Annotated in this window: 16 protein-coding genes; 2 read left to right on the top strand and 14 right to left on the bottom strand. The window is 64.1% G+C overall.

The annotated features are described in order from the left end of the window. Positions 1-50: 50 nt before the first annotated feature. Genes D3260_RS09530 through D3260_RS09470 form a run of 13 tightly spaced genes read right to left on the bottom strand, consistent with a single transcriptional unit; the run spans position 51 to position 10,577 of the window. Positions 51-1,754, bottom strand: a complete 1,704-nt coding sequence (locus D3260_RS09530) for a Na(+)/H(+) antiporter subunit D (protein WP_120098368.1) — start codon at positions 1,752-1,754, stop codon at positions 51-53. Further along, entirely contained in the window at positions 1,747-2,049 is a 303-nt protein-coding gene (locus D3260_RS09525) for a hypothetical protein (protein WP_120098367.1), read from the bottom strand. The genes D3260_RS09530 and D3260_RS09525 overlap by 8 nt, the downstream gene beginning before the upstream one ends. After that, the gene (locus D3260_RS09520) at positions 2,046-3,512 is read right to left on the bottom strand and encodes a monovalent cation/H+ antiporter subunit D family protein (protein WP_120098366.1); all 1,467 of its coding nucleotides are present in this window, start codon (positions 3,510-3,512) and stop codon (positions 2,046-2,048) included. Before D3260_RS09520 ends, D3260_RS09525 begins: the two co-directional genes overlap by 4 nt. Next, positions 3,509-5,005: a monovalent cation/H+ antiporter subunit D family protein gene (locus tag D3260_RS09515; RefSeq protein WP_120098365.1), complete on the bottom strand. Its 1,497-nt coding sequence runs from the start codon at positions 5,003-5,005 to the stop codon at positions 3,509-3,511. The genes D3260_RS09520 and D3260_RS09515 overlap by 4 nt, the downstream gene beginning before the upstream one ends. Further along, on the bottom strand, positions 5,002-5,487 hold the full coding sequence (locus D3260_RS09510; protein WP_120098364.1) for a cation:proton antiporter subunit C: 486 nt from the start codon (positions 5,485-5,487) through the stop codon (positions 5,002-5,004). The genes D3260_RS09515 and D3260_RS09510 overlap by 4 nt, the downstream gene beginning before the upstream one ends. Beyond that, a complete protein-coding gene (locus tag D3260_RS09505) occupies positions 5,484-5,924 on the bottom strand; it encodes a Na(+)/H(+) antiporter subunit B (RefSeq protein ID WP_120098363.1) in 441 nt (146 codons plus the stop codon). Before D3260_RS09505 ends, D3260_RS09510 begins: the two co-directional genes overlap by 4 nt. 3 nt (positions 5,925-5,927) lie before the next feature. Next, positions 5,928-6,485: a DUF4040 domain-containing protein gene (locus D3260_RS09500; protein ID WP_120098362.1), complete on the bottom strand. Its 558-nt coding sequence runs from the start codon at positions 6,483-6,485 to the stop codon at positions 5,928-5,930. Next, complete coding sequence (gene mnhG / locus D3260_RS09495; protein ID WP_120098361.1) at positions 6,482-6,841, bottom strand: monovalent cation/H(+) antiporter subunit G; 360 nt, start codon at positions 6,839-6,841, stop codon at positions 6,482-6,484. Before mnhG ends, D3260_RS09500 begins: the two co-directional genes overlap by 4 nt. Beyond that, entirely contained in the window at positions 6,834-7,124 is a 291-nt protein-coding gene (locus tag D3260_RS09490) for a monovalent cation/H+ antiporter complex subunit F (RefSeq protein WP_199671439.1), read from the bottom strand. Before D3260_RS09490 ends, mnhG begins: the two co-directional genes overlap by 8 nt. Next, positions 7,121-7,612, bottom strand: a complete 492-nt coding sequence (locus D3260_RS09485) for a Na+/H+ antiporter subunit E (protein WP_120098359.1) — start codon at positions 7,610-7,612, stop codon at positions 7,121-7,123. Before D3260_RS09485 ends, D3260_RS09490 begins: the two co-directional genes overlap by 4 nt. A 54-nt stretch (positions 7,613-7,666) precedes the next feature. Further along, the gene (locus D3260_RS09480; protein ID WP_120098358.1) at positions 7,667-8,404 is read right to left on the bottom strand and encodes a TVP38/TMEM64 family protein; all 738 of its coding nucleotides are present in this window, start codon (positions 8,402-8,404) and stop codon (positions 7,667-7,669) included. Then, entirely contained in the window at positions 8,401-9,375 is a 975-nt protein-coding gene (locus D3260_RS09475) for a metalloregulator ArsR/SmtB family transcription factor (RefSeq protein WP_233544021.1), read from the bottom strand. The genes D3260_RS09480 and D3260_RS09475 overlap by 4 nt, the downstream gene beginning before the upstream one ends. A gap of 50 nt (positions 9,376-9,425) precedes the next feature. Continuing rightward, positions 9,426-10,577: a phasin family protein gene (locus D3260_RS09470; RefSeq protein WP_120098357.1), complete on the bottom strand. Its 1,152-nt coding sequence runs from the start codon at positions 10,575-10,577 to the stop codon at positions 9,426-9,428. Between the two features lie 240 nt (positions 10,578-10,817). Between D3260_RS09470 and fadB the strand changes: the two genes are divergently transcribed. Both fadB and fadA read left to right on the top strand, forming a co-directional pair. Beyond that, a complete protein-coding gene (gene fadB, locus D3260_RS09465; protein ID WP_120098356.1) occupies positions 10,818-12,968 on the top strand; it encodes a fatty acid oxidation complex subunit alpha FadB in 2,151 nt (716 codons plus the stop codon). Positions 12,969-13,017: 49 nt separating this feature from the next. Beyond that, entirely contained in the window at positions 13,018-14,178 is a 1,161-nt protein-coding gene (gene fadA, locus D3260_RS09460; RefSeq protein WP_120098355.1) for an acetyl-CoA C-acyltransferase FadA, read from the top strand. 413 nt (positions 14,179-14,591) lie between these two features. Here the strand turns inward: fadA and D3260_RS09455 are convergent, their stop codons facing one another. Beyond that, positions 14,592-15,422, bottom strand: a complete 831-nt coding sequence (locus tag D3260_RS09455) for an aldo/keto reductase (RefSeq protein WP_120098354.1) — start codon at positions 15,420-15,422, stop codon at positions 14,592-14,594. Between the last annotated feature and the right edge of the window lie 165 nt (positions 15,423-15,587).

The raw sequence follows: 15,587 nt of genomic DNA, 5'->3' as shown, positions 1-15,587 counted from the left end.
ACGCTGTGGTCTCTCGACGAAAAGGCGCTCGCACGAAACCTCAACAGGCCCTAGTAGTAGATGACCAGATAGAGCGCGAGCAGCACGATCACCCACAGGAGCATCACGCCGGTCGTCCATGTTCGGGCCATCGCGCCCCCCAGACCGAAAGCACTGGCCAGCCAGTCCGCGGCCCGCGATCCGTTGCGGCTGAAGACATGCATGACCCGGGCACGCAACGAGACGGAGCTCTGGCGGAAGCGCTCCACCAGCGCAGGCAGGGCGCGTCGATAGGCCCAGTCCGTATCGAGATTGAGCCCACGGACGTTGGCCGGGAACAACCGGGCGGCATAGAGCAGTACGAAGGCAAGCGCGGCGAACGCCAGCAGCTGCAGCTGGTTGATCACGTGCGACAGCGTATAGGCGTTGTAGGTGGCCTCGTAGGGCAGCAGTGCATAGAGCGCGCCGGGAAAGACGCCAACCGCGATACAGAGCAGCGCGGTCGCGCCCATCGCCAGCTGCATATTGAACGGGGCTTCCTTGACGCGATAGCCGCGGTCCCGATGGAAGAACGCGAAGAACGGCACCTTGATGCCGGGTACGATCGCACCGAGGCCGGCGGCGACCAGCAACACCACCCACACGACAGCCATGTGTTCGTAGCCCAGCGCGCCCTGAATCATGGATTTGCTGACGAATGCCGAAAACAGTGGCACGGCGGAACTGGCCATGGCGCCAACGATGCAGAACACGGTCGTGGCAGGCATGCTTCGGTACAGCCCGCCGAGCTGACTGGCCTTGACCGTGCCCACGCGGTAGAGCACCGCGCCCATGGTCATGAACAGTAGTCCCTTGTAGAGAATGTGTGCCACCGCGTGGGCGGCCGCGCCGTTCAGGGCGAGCGGTGTGCCGATACCGATCGCCACGACCATGAAGCCCAGCTGGTTGTTCAGACAGTAGGCCAGTACCCGTCGCAGATCGTTCTCGATGAGCGCGAAGATGAGCGGAAAGATCGTCATCACGGCGCCGATCGGAATCAGCAGATCGGTGCCAGCGAAACCGCGCGCCAGCGCATAGATCGCCAGCTTGGTGGTAAAGATGGACAGGACCACCGTGCCGTAGACCGTGGCTTCCGGGTAGGCGTCCTGAATCCAGTTGTGCAGCAGCGGAAACCCGGCCTTGATGCCGAATGACAGGAAGATCAGCCAGCCGCCGGCCGAATCCAGTCCGAGCGTGTTGAAGGCGATCGAGCCCGTGGCGCGCTGGTGGATGATTGTGCCCACCATCAGCAGCAGGCCCGAAATCACCTGGATGATCAGGTATCGCACGCCGACGATATGCGCCCGCACGGTACGCCGTGCCCAGATCAGAAACACCGACGAGATCGCCGTGCCTTCCCAGAACAGGAACAGCGTGACCAGATCGCCGGCCAGAACCGCGCCGACTGCGCTGCCGGCGTAGAGCAGACTCGCGACGTGCTGGAGCCGGTCCTTGACGTTGAGACCGTACAACCCGGTCAAGGCAGCCGAGAGCAGAAAGATCGCGCCCCAGAGTCGCGACAGGCCGTCCACGCGCAGGGTGCTCAGTTCGTGGCCGAACATGGAGACCGTACCGTGCATACCCTCGGGCAGGGCGAACAGCAGTGCCAGGGCCGCTGCGGGCACACCGACCAGCCACAGCCCGTGCAGCAGGCGTGGTGTCACGGCCACCAGGAGTGCCGCAAAGAAGAGCGCCAGTGCGGGGCTCGCGATCGCCTGACCGAGCCAATCACTCATCGGTCGGTCCCTCGGAGTCGAGCTCGGCGATCCCCGGATCGGCCTCGCCGTAGTGGTTTTCGTGCCGCCCGATCATCGGGCGCAAGAGACGAGCAAGCAGCACGGCGACGATCACGGTGGCGAACCCGACGAGCGCATAGAAGCCGAAGAAACCGTCGAAGCCGAAATACGGATGTTTTTCGTAGGCGAATTCCGCGCCCACCAGCATCAGACACACCGCGAGCAGGGCCGCGGCGGGGATCCGGGCGGCGCGCTCGGACAGCAGCCGCGGTGTATTGACGGGGGGACGACTCATGCCGGGCCTCCCAGGGCGGTGCCGACGAAATCGATGATCGGATGCGCGAGGAAGAACAACGCGATGCATCCGGCGGCCGTGATGCACAACGGAATCACGCAGGCCGCCGGTGCTTCGGCGATGCCCTTCGGCGTCTCGGCATCACCGGGCAGGAAGAAAGCCCGCGCCGGAATATCGAGCAGGTAGACGATATTGAGCAGCGAGGAAAGCGCGAGCACGCCCAGCAGCGCATATTCCTCGACGCCGGCCGAGCCGGACATCAGATACCACTTGCTCCAGGCGCCGGCCATCGGCGGCAGCCCGATCAACGACAGCGCGGCGATGGTGAATGCCGTGAAGGTGAGCGGCATGGCACGCCCGAGTCCGTTGAGTTCGGAGACGTACTTGCGATGACAGGCGGTATAGATCGCGCCGGCACAGAAGAACAGCGTGATCTTGCCGAAGGCATGCGTGACGATATGCAGGCTGCCCGAGACCGCCCCCAGCTTCGAGGCCATCGCGCTGCCGAGCACGATGTAGGACAGCTGGCCGATCGTGGAATAGGCCAGCCGTTTCTTGAGGTTGTCGCAATAGATCGCGACCGCGGAAGCCGCGATGATCGTGAACGAGGCCAGCCAGAGGAAAGGCGCAGTCGCACTGGTCTGATAGGCGAAATCCAGCCCGAAGACATAGACCGTGATCTTGAGGACAGCGAACACGCCGGCCTTGACCACGGCCACGGCATGCAGCAGCGCCGAGACTGGAGTGGGGGCGACCATGGCCGCCGGCAGCCAGCGATGGACCGGCATCACCGCGGCTTTGCCGATGCCGTAGATGAACAGGGCATACAGGCCCATGGCGCCGACGCTGCCGATGCCGGTACCGGCCAGAATGCCACCGGCGGTGAAATCGGTAGTGCCCGAGATCAGCCAGGTGATGACGATGGCCGGCAGGAAGAAGCCGATCGATGTCGTCATCAAAAGGCCGATATAGGTGCGCCCGCCTTCGCGCGACTCGGCATCGCCGTGATGGGTGACCAGCGGATAGGTCACCAGCGTCATCATCTCGTAGAAGACGAACAGCGTGACGAGATTGCCCGCCATGGCCATGCCGATGGCCGCCGAGATCGCCAGCGCGAAGCACACGAAGAAACGGGTCTGGTCCGGCTCGCGGTTGCCGCGCATGTAGCCGGCTGCATAGATCGTGGTCAACGGCCAGAGCCCGGCGGCGACCAGGGCGAAGATCAGGCCGAGTGGCTCGAGCGCGAAATGCAGATCGAGCCCGGGCAGGATCGAGAACAACAGGATATCCGGGCGCCCGCCGTCGACGAGGGGCCCGATCTGGAGAATGACGCCGGCCAGCAGGACCAGGCCGGTGATCACGCTCAGCGTCTCGCGCAGGTTGGGCCAGCGCCCACAGGCTACGATCGGCGCCGCCATCAGCGCCGGCCAGGCCACCAGCGCGACCAGCCACCAACCGCTCATGTGCCACCTCCCATCAGGCCGGCAGCGGCGCGCTGCGCGGCCCCGAGTTCCGGTGTCGCGTGCAGCCCGATCGCGATGTTGGCTGCGATCAGCGCCCAGGTTGCCAACTGCATGCCGAGCGGTGCCTCACCGTGGGCGTGCTCGGTCACGTCATCCGGGCGCGCGCGAAAATACAGGGCCTCGATCACGCGGCCCACATAGATGATCGACAACAGCGAGGCCAGCAGCAGCATGGCGACGAGCAGATAGCGATGTGCTTCGAACAGGGCCGACAACAGGACCCATTTGCTGATGAAGCCGGCTGTCGCCGGCACCCCGATCAGGCTCAGACCGCCCACGACGAAGGCGGCCGAAGTCACCGGCATGGCGCGCCCCATGCCGGCTAGGTCGTTGATCGAGGAGCCGCGCAGCCGCCAGAACAGCGCGCCGACAGCCATGAACAGGGCGCCCTTGATCAGCCCGTGATTGAGCAGGTGCACCAGACCGGCAGAGATGCCGTCCGGCGTGGCCAGTGCGAAGCCGGCCACGATATAACCCATCTGCGCGATGCTGGACCAGGCCAGCAGGCGTTTCACATCGGTCTGGAAGATAGCAGCCAGGGATGCCGCGATCATGGCGATCGCCGACAGCACCAGCAGCACCTCGCCCAGCGGCAGCGTGCCGAAGGCGTAGTCGACGCCGAAGACCGTGAACACGAAACGGAACACGGCATAGACTGCCACCTTGGTCGCCGTTGCCGAAATGAAGGCGGAAACGACCGACGGCGCATAGGTATAGGCGTTTGGCAGCCAGACGTGCAGCGGAAAGAGCGCGGCCTTCAAGCTCAGGCCCACGACGATAAAGGCCAGGGCTGCCTGAACCGTGTGGGTATCGGCGACCGGCGGCAGCCGCGACGCCAGATCGGCCATATTGAGGGTACCGGTCATCATGAAGACCAGTCCGATGCCGATCAGCAGGAACGTGCCGCCGACCGTGCCCATGATCAGATACTGAAACGCCGAGAGCAGTGCCCGTCGTTTCGGGCCCATCGCGATCAGCGCATAGGACGAAAGCGACGAAATCTCGAGAAAGACGAACAGATTGAAGGCATCTCCGGTGATCGTGATGCCCACCAGGCCGGCGATGCACAGTAACAGCAGGGCATAGACCAGATAACCGCGTTCGGCGACGATTTCAGCCGCGATGCTCGCTCGCGCATAGAGCGAGGTGAGCGCGGCCACGCCGGTCACGAGCAGCAGGACCAGCGCGTTGAACGGGTCGATGACCAGCTGAATCCCGAACGGCGGCGCCCAGCCGCCGACCGCATAGCTGACCTGGCCCGCGATCTTGGCTTCGACGAACAACAGAAAGGCCATGCCGAAGATCGCCCAGCAGGCGCCGACGAAGATCAGCCAGGCCGCCCACTGCCGATGGGCCAGCACGACCAGCGGGGCAGCCAGCATGGGCACGACCACCACGAGCGCCGGCATCTGGTTGAAGAAATGCGTGATCATGACGGCCGGGACTCCTCGCGTTCGGCGCCGTCGTCGGCATCGGCCGGGGCATGGGGTTCAGTGGCACGCGCCTGGGCGCTGCGGGCCTGCTCGGTCGCGTCCTCGGCATCCTGCGTCGCGAAGTCGGCTGCCAGCACGTCGTCTTCCTCGATCGCGCCGTAGGCCTCGTGAATACGAACGATCAGCGCCAGACCGAGCGCGGTGGTGGACACACCGACCACGATGGCGGTCAGGATCAGGACCTGCGGCAGTGGATGGGCATAGATCGCCTGACCGTCAATCAGAATCGGCGCCGTGGCACCGCGGATATCGCCCATGCTGATATAGAGGATGAACACCGAGGTCTGAAAGACATTGAGCCCAATGAGTTTCTTCACCAGGTTGTCGTGCGCGATCACGGTGTAGAAGCCGATCATCATCAGCCCGAACACGATCCAGTAGTTGAACAGCCCGGCGACCGTGTCGTTGAAGAAATCCATCATGCCGGCTCGTCCTCATCACGATGACGGCCGCGCCCGGCGAACACGTAGAAGATCGCGATCATCACGGAGGCGACCGTGATGCCCACGCCCAGCTCGATGATGATCAGACCATAGTGCTGGCCCTTCTCGGGCTTGGGTAGCAGCACGTCGTACTCGAGAAAATTGCCGCCCAGCAGCATCGTGGCCACCCCCGTGCCGCCGAACACGAGCAGGCCCAGGGCAGCACCGATGCGCAGCGCGGTCGGCGGGATGGCCCGGCGCGCGGCTTCGACGCCGAAGATCAGGCCGTAGAGCACGATGGCGCTGGCGAAGATCACGCCGGCCTGGAAACCGCCGCCCGGGCTGTATTCCCCGTGAAACTGCACATACAAGGCGAAGATCAGAATCGGCGCGACGACAAGCTGCGTGACGATACGCAGCACGGTATGTTCTCGCATCGACTACTCCGGATTCTGCTTGCGGCCGCGTCGGCCACGTCCGAGCAGCATCAGCACGCCCATGCCGGCGGTGAACACGACCGCGACTTCACCCAGCGTATCGTAGCCGCGATAGCTGCCGAGCACGGCCGTCACCGTGTTCGGAATATGGATCTCGTCCTGTGAAGCGACCAGATACTTATCGCGCAGCGGATGGGTCTGAACCGGGGTGTCCGGCGCCCCGAAGCGCGGCATGTCCAGACTGGCATAGACCAGAATGGCACCAGTAACCGCCGTCAGCGCGAGCCCGATGAGACGACGCGAGCTCTTGACCGGTTTCTCCCGGGCCCGCGTCAGGCCGAAGGTCGCCAGAAACAGAACGGTCGTGATGCCGGCGCCGACCGCGGCTTCGGTCAACGCGACGTCCGGCGCGTTCAATACCGTGAACAGGCTCGCCGACAGCAGGCTGTAGAGGCCGGTCAGCATCGCGACGGGAAACAGATGACGCCAGTGCGCCAGTGCCAGAGCAACGGCGACAAGAAAGACCAGCAGGCCGAAATTGAGCAACAGGGATACGGTCATCGCGTCGTCTTCGTGCGCTGGGCGTTCGATTCGGGGGTGACACCGTCCTGGCGCGCGGCCCGGGCAAGCGCATGCGTGGCCGTGGGGCTGGTGATCAGCAGGAAGATAACGATCAGCACGAGCTTGGCGGTCACAAGGCCGAGCCCGGCCTGAATCATCAGGCCCGCCAGGATGAGGATCATGCCGCCGGTATCGGCCACCGACGCGGCGTGGATGCGGGTATAGAGATCCGGCAGGCGCAGCATGCCGATGCCACTGACCACGCTCAGCACGGCGCCGGCTGCGATCAGAAACCAGCTCGCCAGATGTCCGAGCTCGTGCCAGGCCACGATATCGAGCAGATCGAGGCTAGACATCGGTGTCGTCCTCGACGTCGCCCGCCCAGCCGAGGTCGCCGTACTGCATGAACTTGAGTACAGCGATCGTACCGATGAAATTGATCAAGGCGTAGGTCAGGGCAAGATCCAGATAATCCGTGCGATCCGTGATGAAGGCCACCAGCGCGATCAGCAGCACGGTCTTGGTCCCGAACAGGTTGATGCCCAGGATGCGGTCGTAGGTGGTCGGTCCGGCCAACACGCGCACGAGGATGAGCAGCATGGTCACGGCCACGCCGAGAATGCCGGCGATCAACATCATGGTTCAGCCCTCGCGTGCCTGCTTTCCAGCCAGCGGACGCGTCGGTTCATCACGCCCTCGGTGACATCGTCGTCGGCCAGCGGCGTCAGCGAATGGATCATCGCGCGGCCGTTCTCGAGTCCGATAGTCACGGTCCCCGGGGTCAGCGTAACCGAATTGGCGAAGATGGCACGACCCAGATCGCTACGCTGGCCGAGTCCGACCTCGACGAGCCCCGGCTTGATGAAGCGGCGCGGCGCGAGCAGGCGCCACGTCACGCTCATGTTGGCGCGCGCGATCTGGAACAGCAGCCAGACGGTGTACAACGGTAGTCGTGGTAGCAGCGCGATCGGCACGGCTTCGCGGCTGACGAGCCCCAGGCGCGCGCAGAGCCAGGCCACGAGCACGCAGGACAGACCGCCGAGAGCCAGCACGAGTGGGGTGTAATGCCCGGACAGAATGAGCCACAACAGGACGAGTCCCGACATCAGCGCGACAAGATGACGCACGACAACCCTCGGCTAAGCAACGACTCCCGACGTTACAAAAGCGCGATCACGGGGTCAATTTGTATCCGGAGCGCTGCCGGCGGCCAGCCGCTTGCGACGCCGGTGCGCGAAGTAGGCGATGATCGCGCTGGCGACCAGCAACCCGCCGGAAATGGCGAGCTGTTTGCCGTCGATGAGCTGTTCGGGCGAGAAACTCTGCTGCTTGAGCAGTTTCGGCAGGTTGACCGTCGCGCCGAAGGAGACGAACGTGATCATCGGCGGTAGCATGCCGATCACGCTGCCCGCGGTGTAGGACGGCCAGGGCACGCGGAGCAGCCCACAGGCATAGTTGACGAGGTCGAAGGGCAGAAACGAGGCGCGCAGCACGAGCACGGTCGGAAAGGCCTGTTCGGTGAGCAGGCGTCGAAACGCGGCGATCTTGGGATTGCGATCGGACTCGCCGTCGCCGTCCATGTCGGTGCGGAAGAAACGGGCGAGCAGATAGGCGGTCTGGGCCGATGCGTTCTCGCCGAGCAGGCCGAAGATCAGTCCCGGGACGAAACCGAACAGGCTGCCGCCGGCGATGGTCAGCCACATCGCGGGAAAGAACGTCAGCGGGCGCAGGGCATAGATGATGATATAGACCAGCGGCGCGATGGGGTTGTCGACCACGTAGTGATAGATCAGCGCCATGATCTCGCGCACCGACAGGCCCTGGGCAAGCACCCAGCACACGAGCGCGCCGAACAGGACCGCCCAGACCGACCCGGCGATGATGCGAAGCTTGGTGCGGCGTTTCAGCGTATGGCTCATCGCTTGTCGGCGCTGGCAGTGATCAGGCGGAAATAGGGCGGGTGTCGTTCTCGGGCACGCTCGTCGCAGTCGCGAATCACGAGCCCGGCGCCTGCCAGCCAATCGGCGATTTCGTCCGGGGTGAAGCCGAGGTTGACATGGTCATAGGCGGCCACGGTCGCGGCATGCTCGTGACGGGCGATCGTGGCGACCACAACGCGTCCTCCCGGCCGGAGCACGCGCCCGGCCTCGGCCAGAGCCTGTGCCGGATCGGCACTGTAACTCAAGCCGTGCAGCATGAATACCTGATCGAAGGCGGCTTCGGCGAAGGGAAGCGCATGCATGTCGCCCACTTTGAAATCCACGTTGGGATAGGGAGCCAGACGCTGCCGTGCCGCCTCGATGACCGCGGGGCTGAGATCGAGACACGTGAATCGCTGGCATCGCGCACAGAGCAGCTCGGCCAGGAGGCCGTCGCCCGAGCCGATATCGAGCACGTTGCCGAACTCCACGCATTCGATGATGCTGCGGCTGACGGCTTCCCAGGTGCGGCCCGGGGAGTATTGACGCTCCATGCGCCCGGCCACGGATTCGGCCCAGCTGCCCCGCAGGCTGCGTCGACGCACGATCTCGGCGGCCCGCTCGCGGTCCTGGGCGATCTGGGCATCGTCGACGCGTTCGGACAACAGATTCCATAGCGGCAGCAGATCGTGCGGCCAGCGTTTGGCATCGACGCGATAGCGATTGCTGCCGGCCACGCCTTCATCGAGCACGAGGCCGGCTTCACGCAGGCGGGCCAGGTGCGTGGAGATACGACTCTGTGTGAGCTGCGTCACCGATGTCAGCTCGGCGACCGTCAACGACTCGTGGCCGAGCAGCAACAACAGGCGAAGCCGGGTTGGCTCGGCGAGCAGGCGGAGCAGATGAGAGCTGTATTCGAGATCGAGCATCGCGTGTCGCTTGCCGCCGCCCGCACGGGATAGCGTATCCAATAAAAAGGCCGCTCGTCGAGAGCGGCCCACATGCAGCCTTGTCGGTCCGGTCAGCTGTTGCCAGTCCCGTTGCTCGAGCCGCTGCTGTTGTTGTTTTGATTACTGTTGTCACTCGTACCCGACGAGGAAGCGCCAGTCGACGACTTCGTCGACGACGCGGACTTGCTGGCCGAGGACTTGCGGCTGCTAGCCGTCTTGCGTTTCGTGCCGCTCTTGCTGGCCGTCGATTTCTTGCTGCCGCTCGTCTTGGACGTACTGCCGCGCTTGGTCTGGGTCTTGCCGGAAGCGTTGCTGCCGGCGGTCTTGCCCGCGCTCGTCTTCGTCGTTCGCGACTGGCTCGTGCTACCGGACTTTGACGCGCTCGACTGGCCAGATGTGGACTTCGAGGCCCCCGACTTGGACGCACTGGACTTCGCTGTCTTGGATTTCGTCGTACCCGACTTGCTCTGGGACGATTTCGACGCCCCGGATCGGGCCGACGACTTGGCGCTGCTTGCCTTGCTCGTGCTGCGCTTGGTCGAGCCGGATTGGGTCGTTGAAGATTTCGAGCCGGATGCCTTGGCCGAAGACGATTTCGTCCGTTTACGGGATGTACTGGAACCACCGGCGCCGGTGCTGGCCGATTCGCCGGTGCTCTGGCTCGCGCGTTCACTGTCCGAGCCAGCGGCGCCGGGCACTGCCTCGGCCGGGGAATCAACCGCATCCTGTGCCCGATCTCGTGCCTGATGTGCCGCTGATTCGGCCGCCGCACCAGTCTGGTCGACATAACGGCTTGCCTGCGCGCGCGCCTTGTCGGCGGCCCGCTCGGCGGCCTGTTGGGCCGCCTTGCCGGCGTCCTCTGCCGTGTCCGGCACATCCGACATGCCGTCGCGGAACTGGCTTGTCACCTCACGGCGCGTGCCGTCGAGAATCGCCAGGCTCTGACGCGCGTTGGAAAGAACGCGGTCGATGGTTTCCTGAAGGAACTGGAGCTGGGCCAGTGCCATATCGCTCGGCGAGCCGCCTTTCTTGATCGACTGGAGCGTCGACATGGCCTGGCTGTAATGCGTTCGGATCGCATTCAACTCGTGCTCGGCCAGCTGTTCCATTCCGTCGTAGATGGCCTTGTTCGCGCCGGCCAGCGCCTGCGTGTAGCTGCGCCGAAGGCTGTCGATATCGCCACGAATCTGCGTGATCGGATTGTGATGCTTGGAGCGGGCCATGCGAGTGATTCCACCACCATCGGATAATGGCGCTAGATAATCATGCCGCCCCCGGCCTGTCAAAAACAAGCCGTCGGGTGTCGTATGAAGACTGTGGCGGGATCGAGGCTGTCTTCAGCGTCATGCGAAGCGCGTTGTCTGCCTATTGACAATACGCTACCGTATTGACCAGCTTTGTTCCGGGCCATTCGGCGTGCACGGATCGTGAACGCCGCTTCAATCGTTGGGAGTGAGTCAACAATGCTGTACGAAGGCAAAAAGCTCACGGTCACTGTCGATGGCGACATCGCAGTGCTGTGTTTCGATGCTGCCGAGTCCTCGGTCAACAAGTTCGATGAGGCCACGGTCGCCGAACTGGGCGAGGCGGCTGCGGCTCTGGTGGCGTCCGAGGGTGTGCAGGGACTGCTGGTGACGTCGGCCAAGCCCGCGTTCATCGTCGGCGCGGACATCATGGAGTTCGGCGCCCGCTTCAAGCTGCCCGACGACGAATTCGCGCGCGGCATGGCCGACAGCCATGCGGTATTCAATGCTATCGAGGACCTGGCGATGCCCAGCGTCACTGCGATCAACGGCATGGCGCTCGGTGGCGGGCTGGAAATGTGTCTGTCCACGGATTATCGGGTGATGGGTGAGAAGGCCCAGATCGGCTTTCCGGAAACGAAACTCGGTATTTATCCGGGGTTCGGCGGTACCGTGCGTACACCGCGCCTGATCGGTGCGGACAACGCCATCGAATGGATCGCCGACGGCAAGAACCGTGACGCCGGCAAGGCGCTTGCCGTGGGCATGGTCGATGCGGTTGTCGCCGACGACCGGCTCGAAGCGGCCGCCCGTGATCTTCTGGCGCGCGCCATCGCCGGCGAGTTCGACTGGGCGGGCCGACGCGCGGACAAGACGGGGCCGCTCAAGCTCAACCGCACCGAGGCAGCGATGACCTTCGAGACCGCGAAGGGTTATGTGCTCGGTACGACCAAGGGCCACTATCCGGCGCCCATCGCGGCCATCGATGGCATGGCGCAGGCGGCCCATCTGTCGCGCGACGAAGCGCTCAAGGTGGAAACACAGGGCTTCATCAAGGTTGCCAAGACGCCGCAGGCCGCTGCCCTCATCCAGCTTTTCCTCAACGACCAGTTGATCAAGAAGAAAGGCAAGCAGGCCGGCAAGATCGCACACGAGATCGATCAGGCGGCCGTGCTGGGGGCCGGCATCATGGGGGGTGGTATTGCCTATCAGTCGGCTTACAAGGGCGTGCCGACCCTGATGAAGGACATCAAGGAGGACGCGATCGATCAGGGGCTGGAAGAAGCCGCCAAGCACTTCGCCAAGGGCGTGGAGCGCGGCAAGCTCGATACGCAGGGCATGGCGACCGGCATGTCGCGGATTCGCCCGACGCTGTCGTACGCCGATTTCGGTGACGTCGATGCCGTGATCGAGGCCGTGGTCGAGAATCCGAAGATCAAGAAAAGCGTTCTGGCCGAGACCGAAGGCGCGGTCTCCGAATCCACGATTCTGGCCTCGAATACCTCAAGCATCTCGATCGACGAGCTCGCCACGGGCCTGTCCCGTCCCGAGAACTTCCTCGGCATGCACTTCTTCAATCCGGTGCATCGGATGCCGCTGGTCGAAGTCATCCGGGGCAAGGCCTCGTCCGACGAGGCCGTGGCCACGATCGTGGCCTTTGCCCACAAGCTCGGCAAGACGCCGATCGTGGTCAACGATTGCCCGGGCTTCCTCGTGAATCGGATCCTGTTCCCGTATTTCTTCGGGTTCCAGCAGCTGATCGCCGACGGGGCCGACTTCGCGCATATCGACAAGGTCATGGAGAAGTTCGGCTGGCCGATGGGCCCGGCCTATCTGTCGGACGTGGTCGGCATGGACACGTCCCAGCACGTCGAGGACGTGTTGGCCGCAGGCTATCCGGATCGGATGAAGCAGGACGAGAAGTCGTCCCTGGATGTGATGGTCGAGAACAATCGGCTGGGTCAGAAGACCGGTGCCGGCTACTACGCTTATGAGAAGGACAAGAAAGGTCGTCCGAAGAAGTCGGAGGATCCCAAGGCCTACGAACTGATCAAGCAGGTTCAGCGCGACAAGCAGGATTTCGAGGCCGACGAGATCATCGATCGGATGATGATTCCGATGATCATCGAAGCTGCGCGGGCCTACGAAGAGGGCATTGCCGAAACGCCGAATGAGGTCGACATGGGCCTGATCATGGGCCTCGGTTTCCCGCCGTTCCGTGGCGGCGCGTTCAAGTATGCCGATGCCCAGGGGCTGCAGACGGTCTGCGACAAGGCCGATCGCTATGCGCGATTGGGCAAGCTCTATGAGCCGACCGAGCGGATGCGCGAGATGGCGGCCCGCGGTGAGACCTATTTCCAGATGTCGTGAGCGCAACCCTGCGCCCGCGTGATCTGCACTTCCTTTTCGGAGACAAGTCATGAAAGACATCGTGATCGTCGATGCCGTGAGAACCGCCATGGGTCGCTCGAAGGGCGGCATGTTTCGCGATACGCGTGCCGAGGCCCTGTCCGCGGCTCTGATGAAAGCGCTGGTCGCCCGCAACCCGCTTGATCCCAACGAGATCGAGGACGTGATCTGGGGATGTGTCCAGCAGACCAAGGAGCAGGGGCTCAACATCGGTCGCAATGCTGCCCTGTTGGCCGGCCTGCCGCATGCGGTGGCCGGCCAGACCGTCAACCGGCTCTGCGGTTCTTCCATGCAGTCGATCCACTCGGCTGTCGGCGCGATCGCTGCCGGCATCGACGGCGTCTACATCTGTGGCGGCGTCGAACACATGGGCCACGTGCCGATGGACTACAACATCGATATCGCCCCGGCGTTGTCACGCCAGGTCGCCAGGCCGGCAGCAATGATGGGGCTGACCGCCGAGATGCTGGCCACGATCCACGGGATTGATCGACACAGCCAGGACGCGTTCGCCCTGCAAAGCCATCAGCGCGCGTATCGGGCCAACACCGAAGGTGAGTTCGCCGCCGAGATCGTGCCGGTGGCCGGTGTCGATGAGCACGGTTTCGCGCGCATGTGTGCCGCCGACGAAGTCGTACGGGCCGATGCCAGCATGGAAGCACTCGGTTCGTTGCGGCCGGCCTTCAACCCGAAGGGTGGCAGCGTGACAGCCGGTAATGCCTCGGCCATTTCCGACGGTGCCGCGGCGGTGCTCGTGATGTCGGCCGACAAGGCAAAGGCGCTGGGGCTGGAGCCCATGGCCCGGATACGCGGCATGGCGGTGGCCGGCTGTGACCCCTCGGTCATGGGGCGCGGTCCGGTGCCGGCGACGCACAAGGCCCTTGAGCGCGCCGGTGTGGCGCTCTCGGACATCGACTACATCGAGCTCAACGAAGCGTTCGCGGCACAGAGCCTGGCCGTGCTGACGGAACTCGGTATCGCCGAGCGTCAGGACATCGTCAACGTGCGGGGTGGGGCGATCGCGCTCGGCCATCCGCTCGGGACGTCCGGCGCGCGCATTACCGGGGCCTTGGCGCATATTCTGGAAGACAAGGACGCCACACTCGGGTTGGCAACCATGTGCATCGGCATGGGCCAGGGGATCGCCACCGTGATCGAGCGCGTGCGCTGATCGCATCGCGCCAAGGCGCAAGGAAAGCCGGCCCGGCGTCATGCCCGGGCTCGGTGCACGACGGTCGAGCCGCTGCCTCGGCTCGAGCCGTGGCTGATGCCCGAGCGCCGTATTGCTCGGGCATCACGTCATCGCGATGCTGTTGCCTAGGGCCTGTGAACACTTCGCACGTGACCGCGTTGCCGCCCAAAAACAGGCCATGCGGCGTTGCACGGCTTGACCTTGGCATGACCAAGGTCAAGCCCTGCCGCCTTGCCTGGCCGGTTTTTGGCCGCAACCCGACGGGACGGCGGTCATTTTCCGCAATCCGTTGTAGTCGTTCGCTACGGCAGAATGACGGCCGTAAGCGCCCGATGCCTTGCTCTTGTAAAAAATGATCGCCGGCGCGGCGCACGCGGGATGTGTTAACGGCCCTACGCAGCCGTATCCCAGGCCGGGGCGAACGATGGATTGATCATGCGGCCGTCGTCGGAGTGCAGCTTCGATATTTCGGCCATCTCCTCCTCGGTCAGTGAAAAGTCGAAGATGTCGAGATTCGAGCTGACATGGGCCGGTTTCGATGACCGCGGCACGGCGATTACATTGTCCTGCTGAACCAGCCAGCGCAGCCCGATCTGACCGGCATTTTTGCCGTAGCGCTTGCCGATCCGCTCCAGCGTGGGGTCCTTGAAGACGGCGCCGCGGGCGAGCGGGCAATAGGCCGTCAGCGAAATGCCGTGTTCGGCCAGTGCGTCGAGCACCGGTCGCTGGTCGAGATAGGGGTGGTATTCGACCTGGTTCGTGGCCAGGGGCACGCGCGACAGCGACGCGGCCTCGTGAATCAGTTCCGCCGTGAAATTGCTGATGCCGATATGGCGGACCAGGCCTTCTTCCTGCACGGCGTTCAGTGCGGCCATGGTCTCCTTGAGAGAGATATCCGGGTTCGGCCAGTGGAGCAGCACCAGATCCAGATAATCGGTGCCGAGTCGCTCGAGACTGTCGCGTACCGAAGCCTGGAGATCGCCGTCGGCAAACTGGTCTGTCCAGACCTTGGTGGTCAGAAAGATATCGCCGCGGTCGACGCCGGCGTTGCGGATGCCGCGGCCGACAGCTTCTTCGTTGTTGTACATCTGGGCCGTATCGATGTGGCGATAGCCTGCCCGAATGGCGTGCTCGACCATCGCCTCGGCATCGGCGGGCTCGAGCTCGAACGTGCCGAAACCGAGTGCCGCGATATTGGCGCCGTTGGCAGTGACGTGATGCATAGTCATTTCCATGTTCGGCCGGTGATGATTCAGCTCGAAACAGGGCGCACCCGTGGGGTGGGCGTGATGGAGCGCCGCTTGGAAAGCAGCGTCCTGCCGGTCAGCGTTCGGGGTGACCGCGCCGGTCTCACGGCCATCACAAAGCGCTGACGCCAAAGCATGTTC

The sequence above is a fragment of the Salinisphaera sp. Q1T1-3 genome (genome assembly GCF_003602005.1).
Lineage (GTDB): Bacteria > Pseudomonadota > Gammaproteobacteria > Nevskiales > Salinisphaeraceae > Salinisphaera.
Note: the sequence above shows the minus strand (reverse complement) of the source record. Positions and strands in the feature narration are given on the sequence as shown.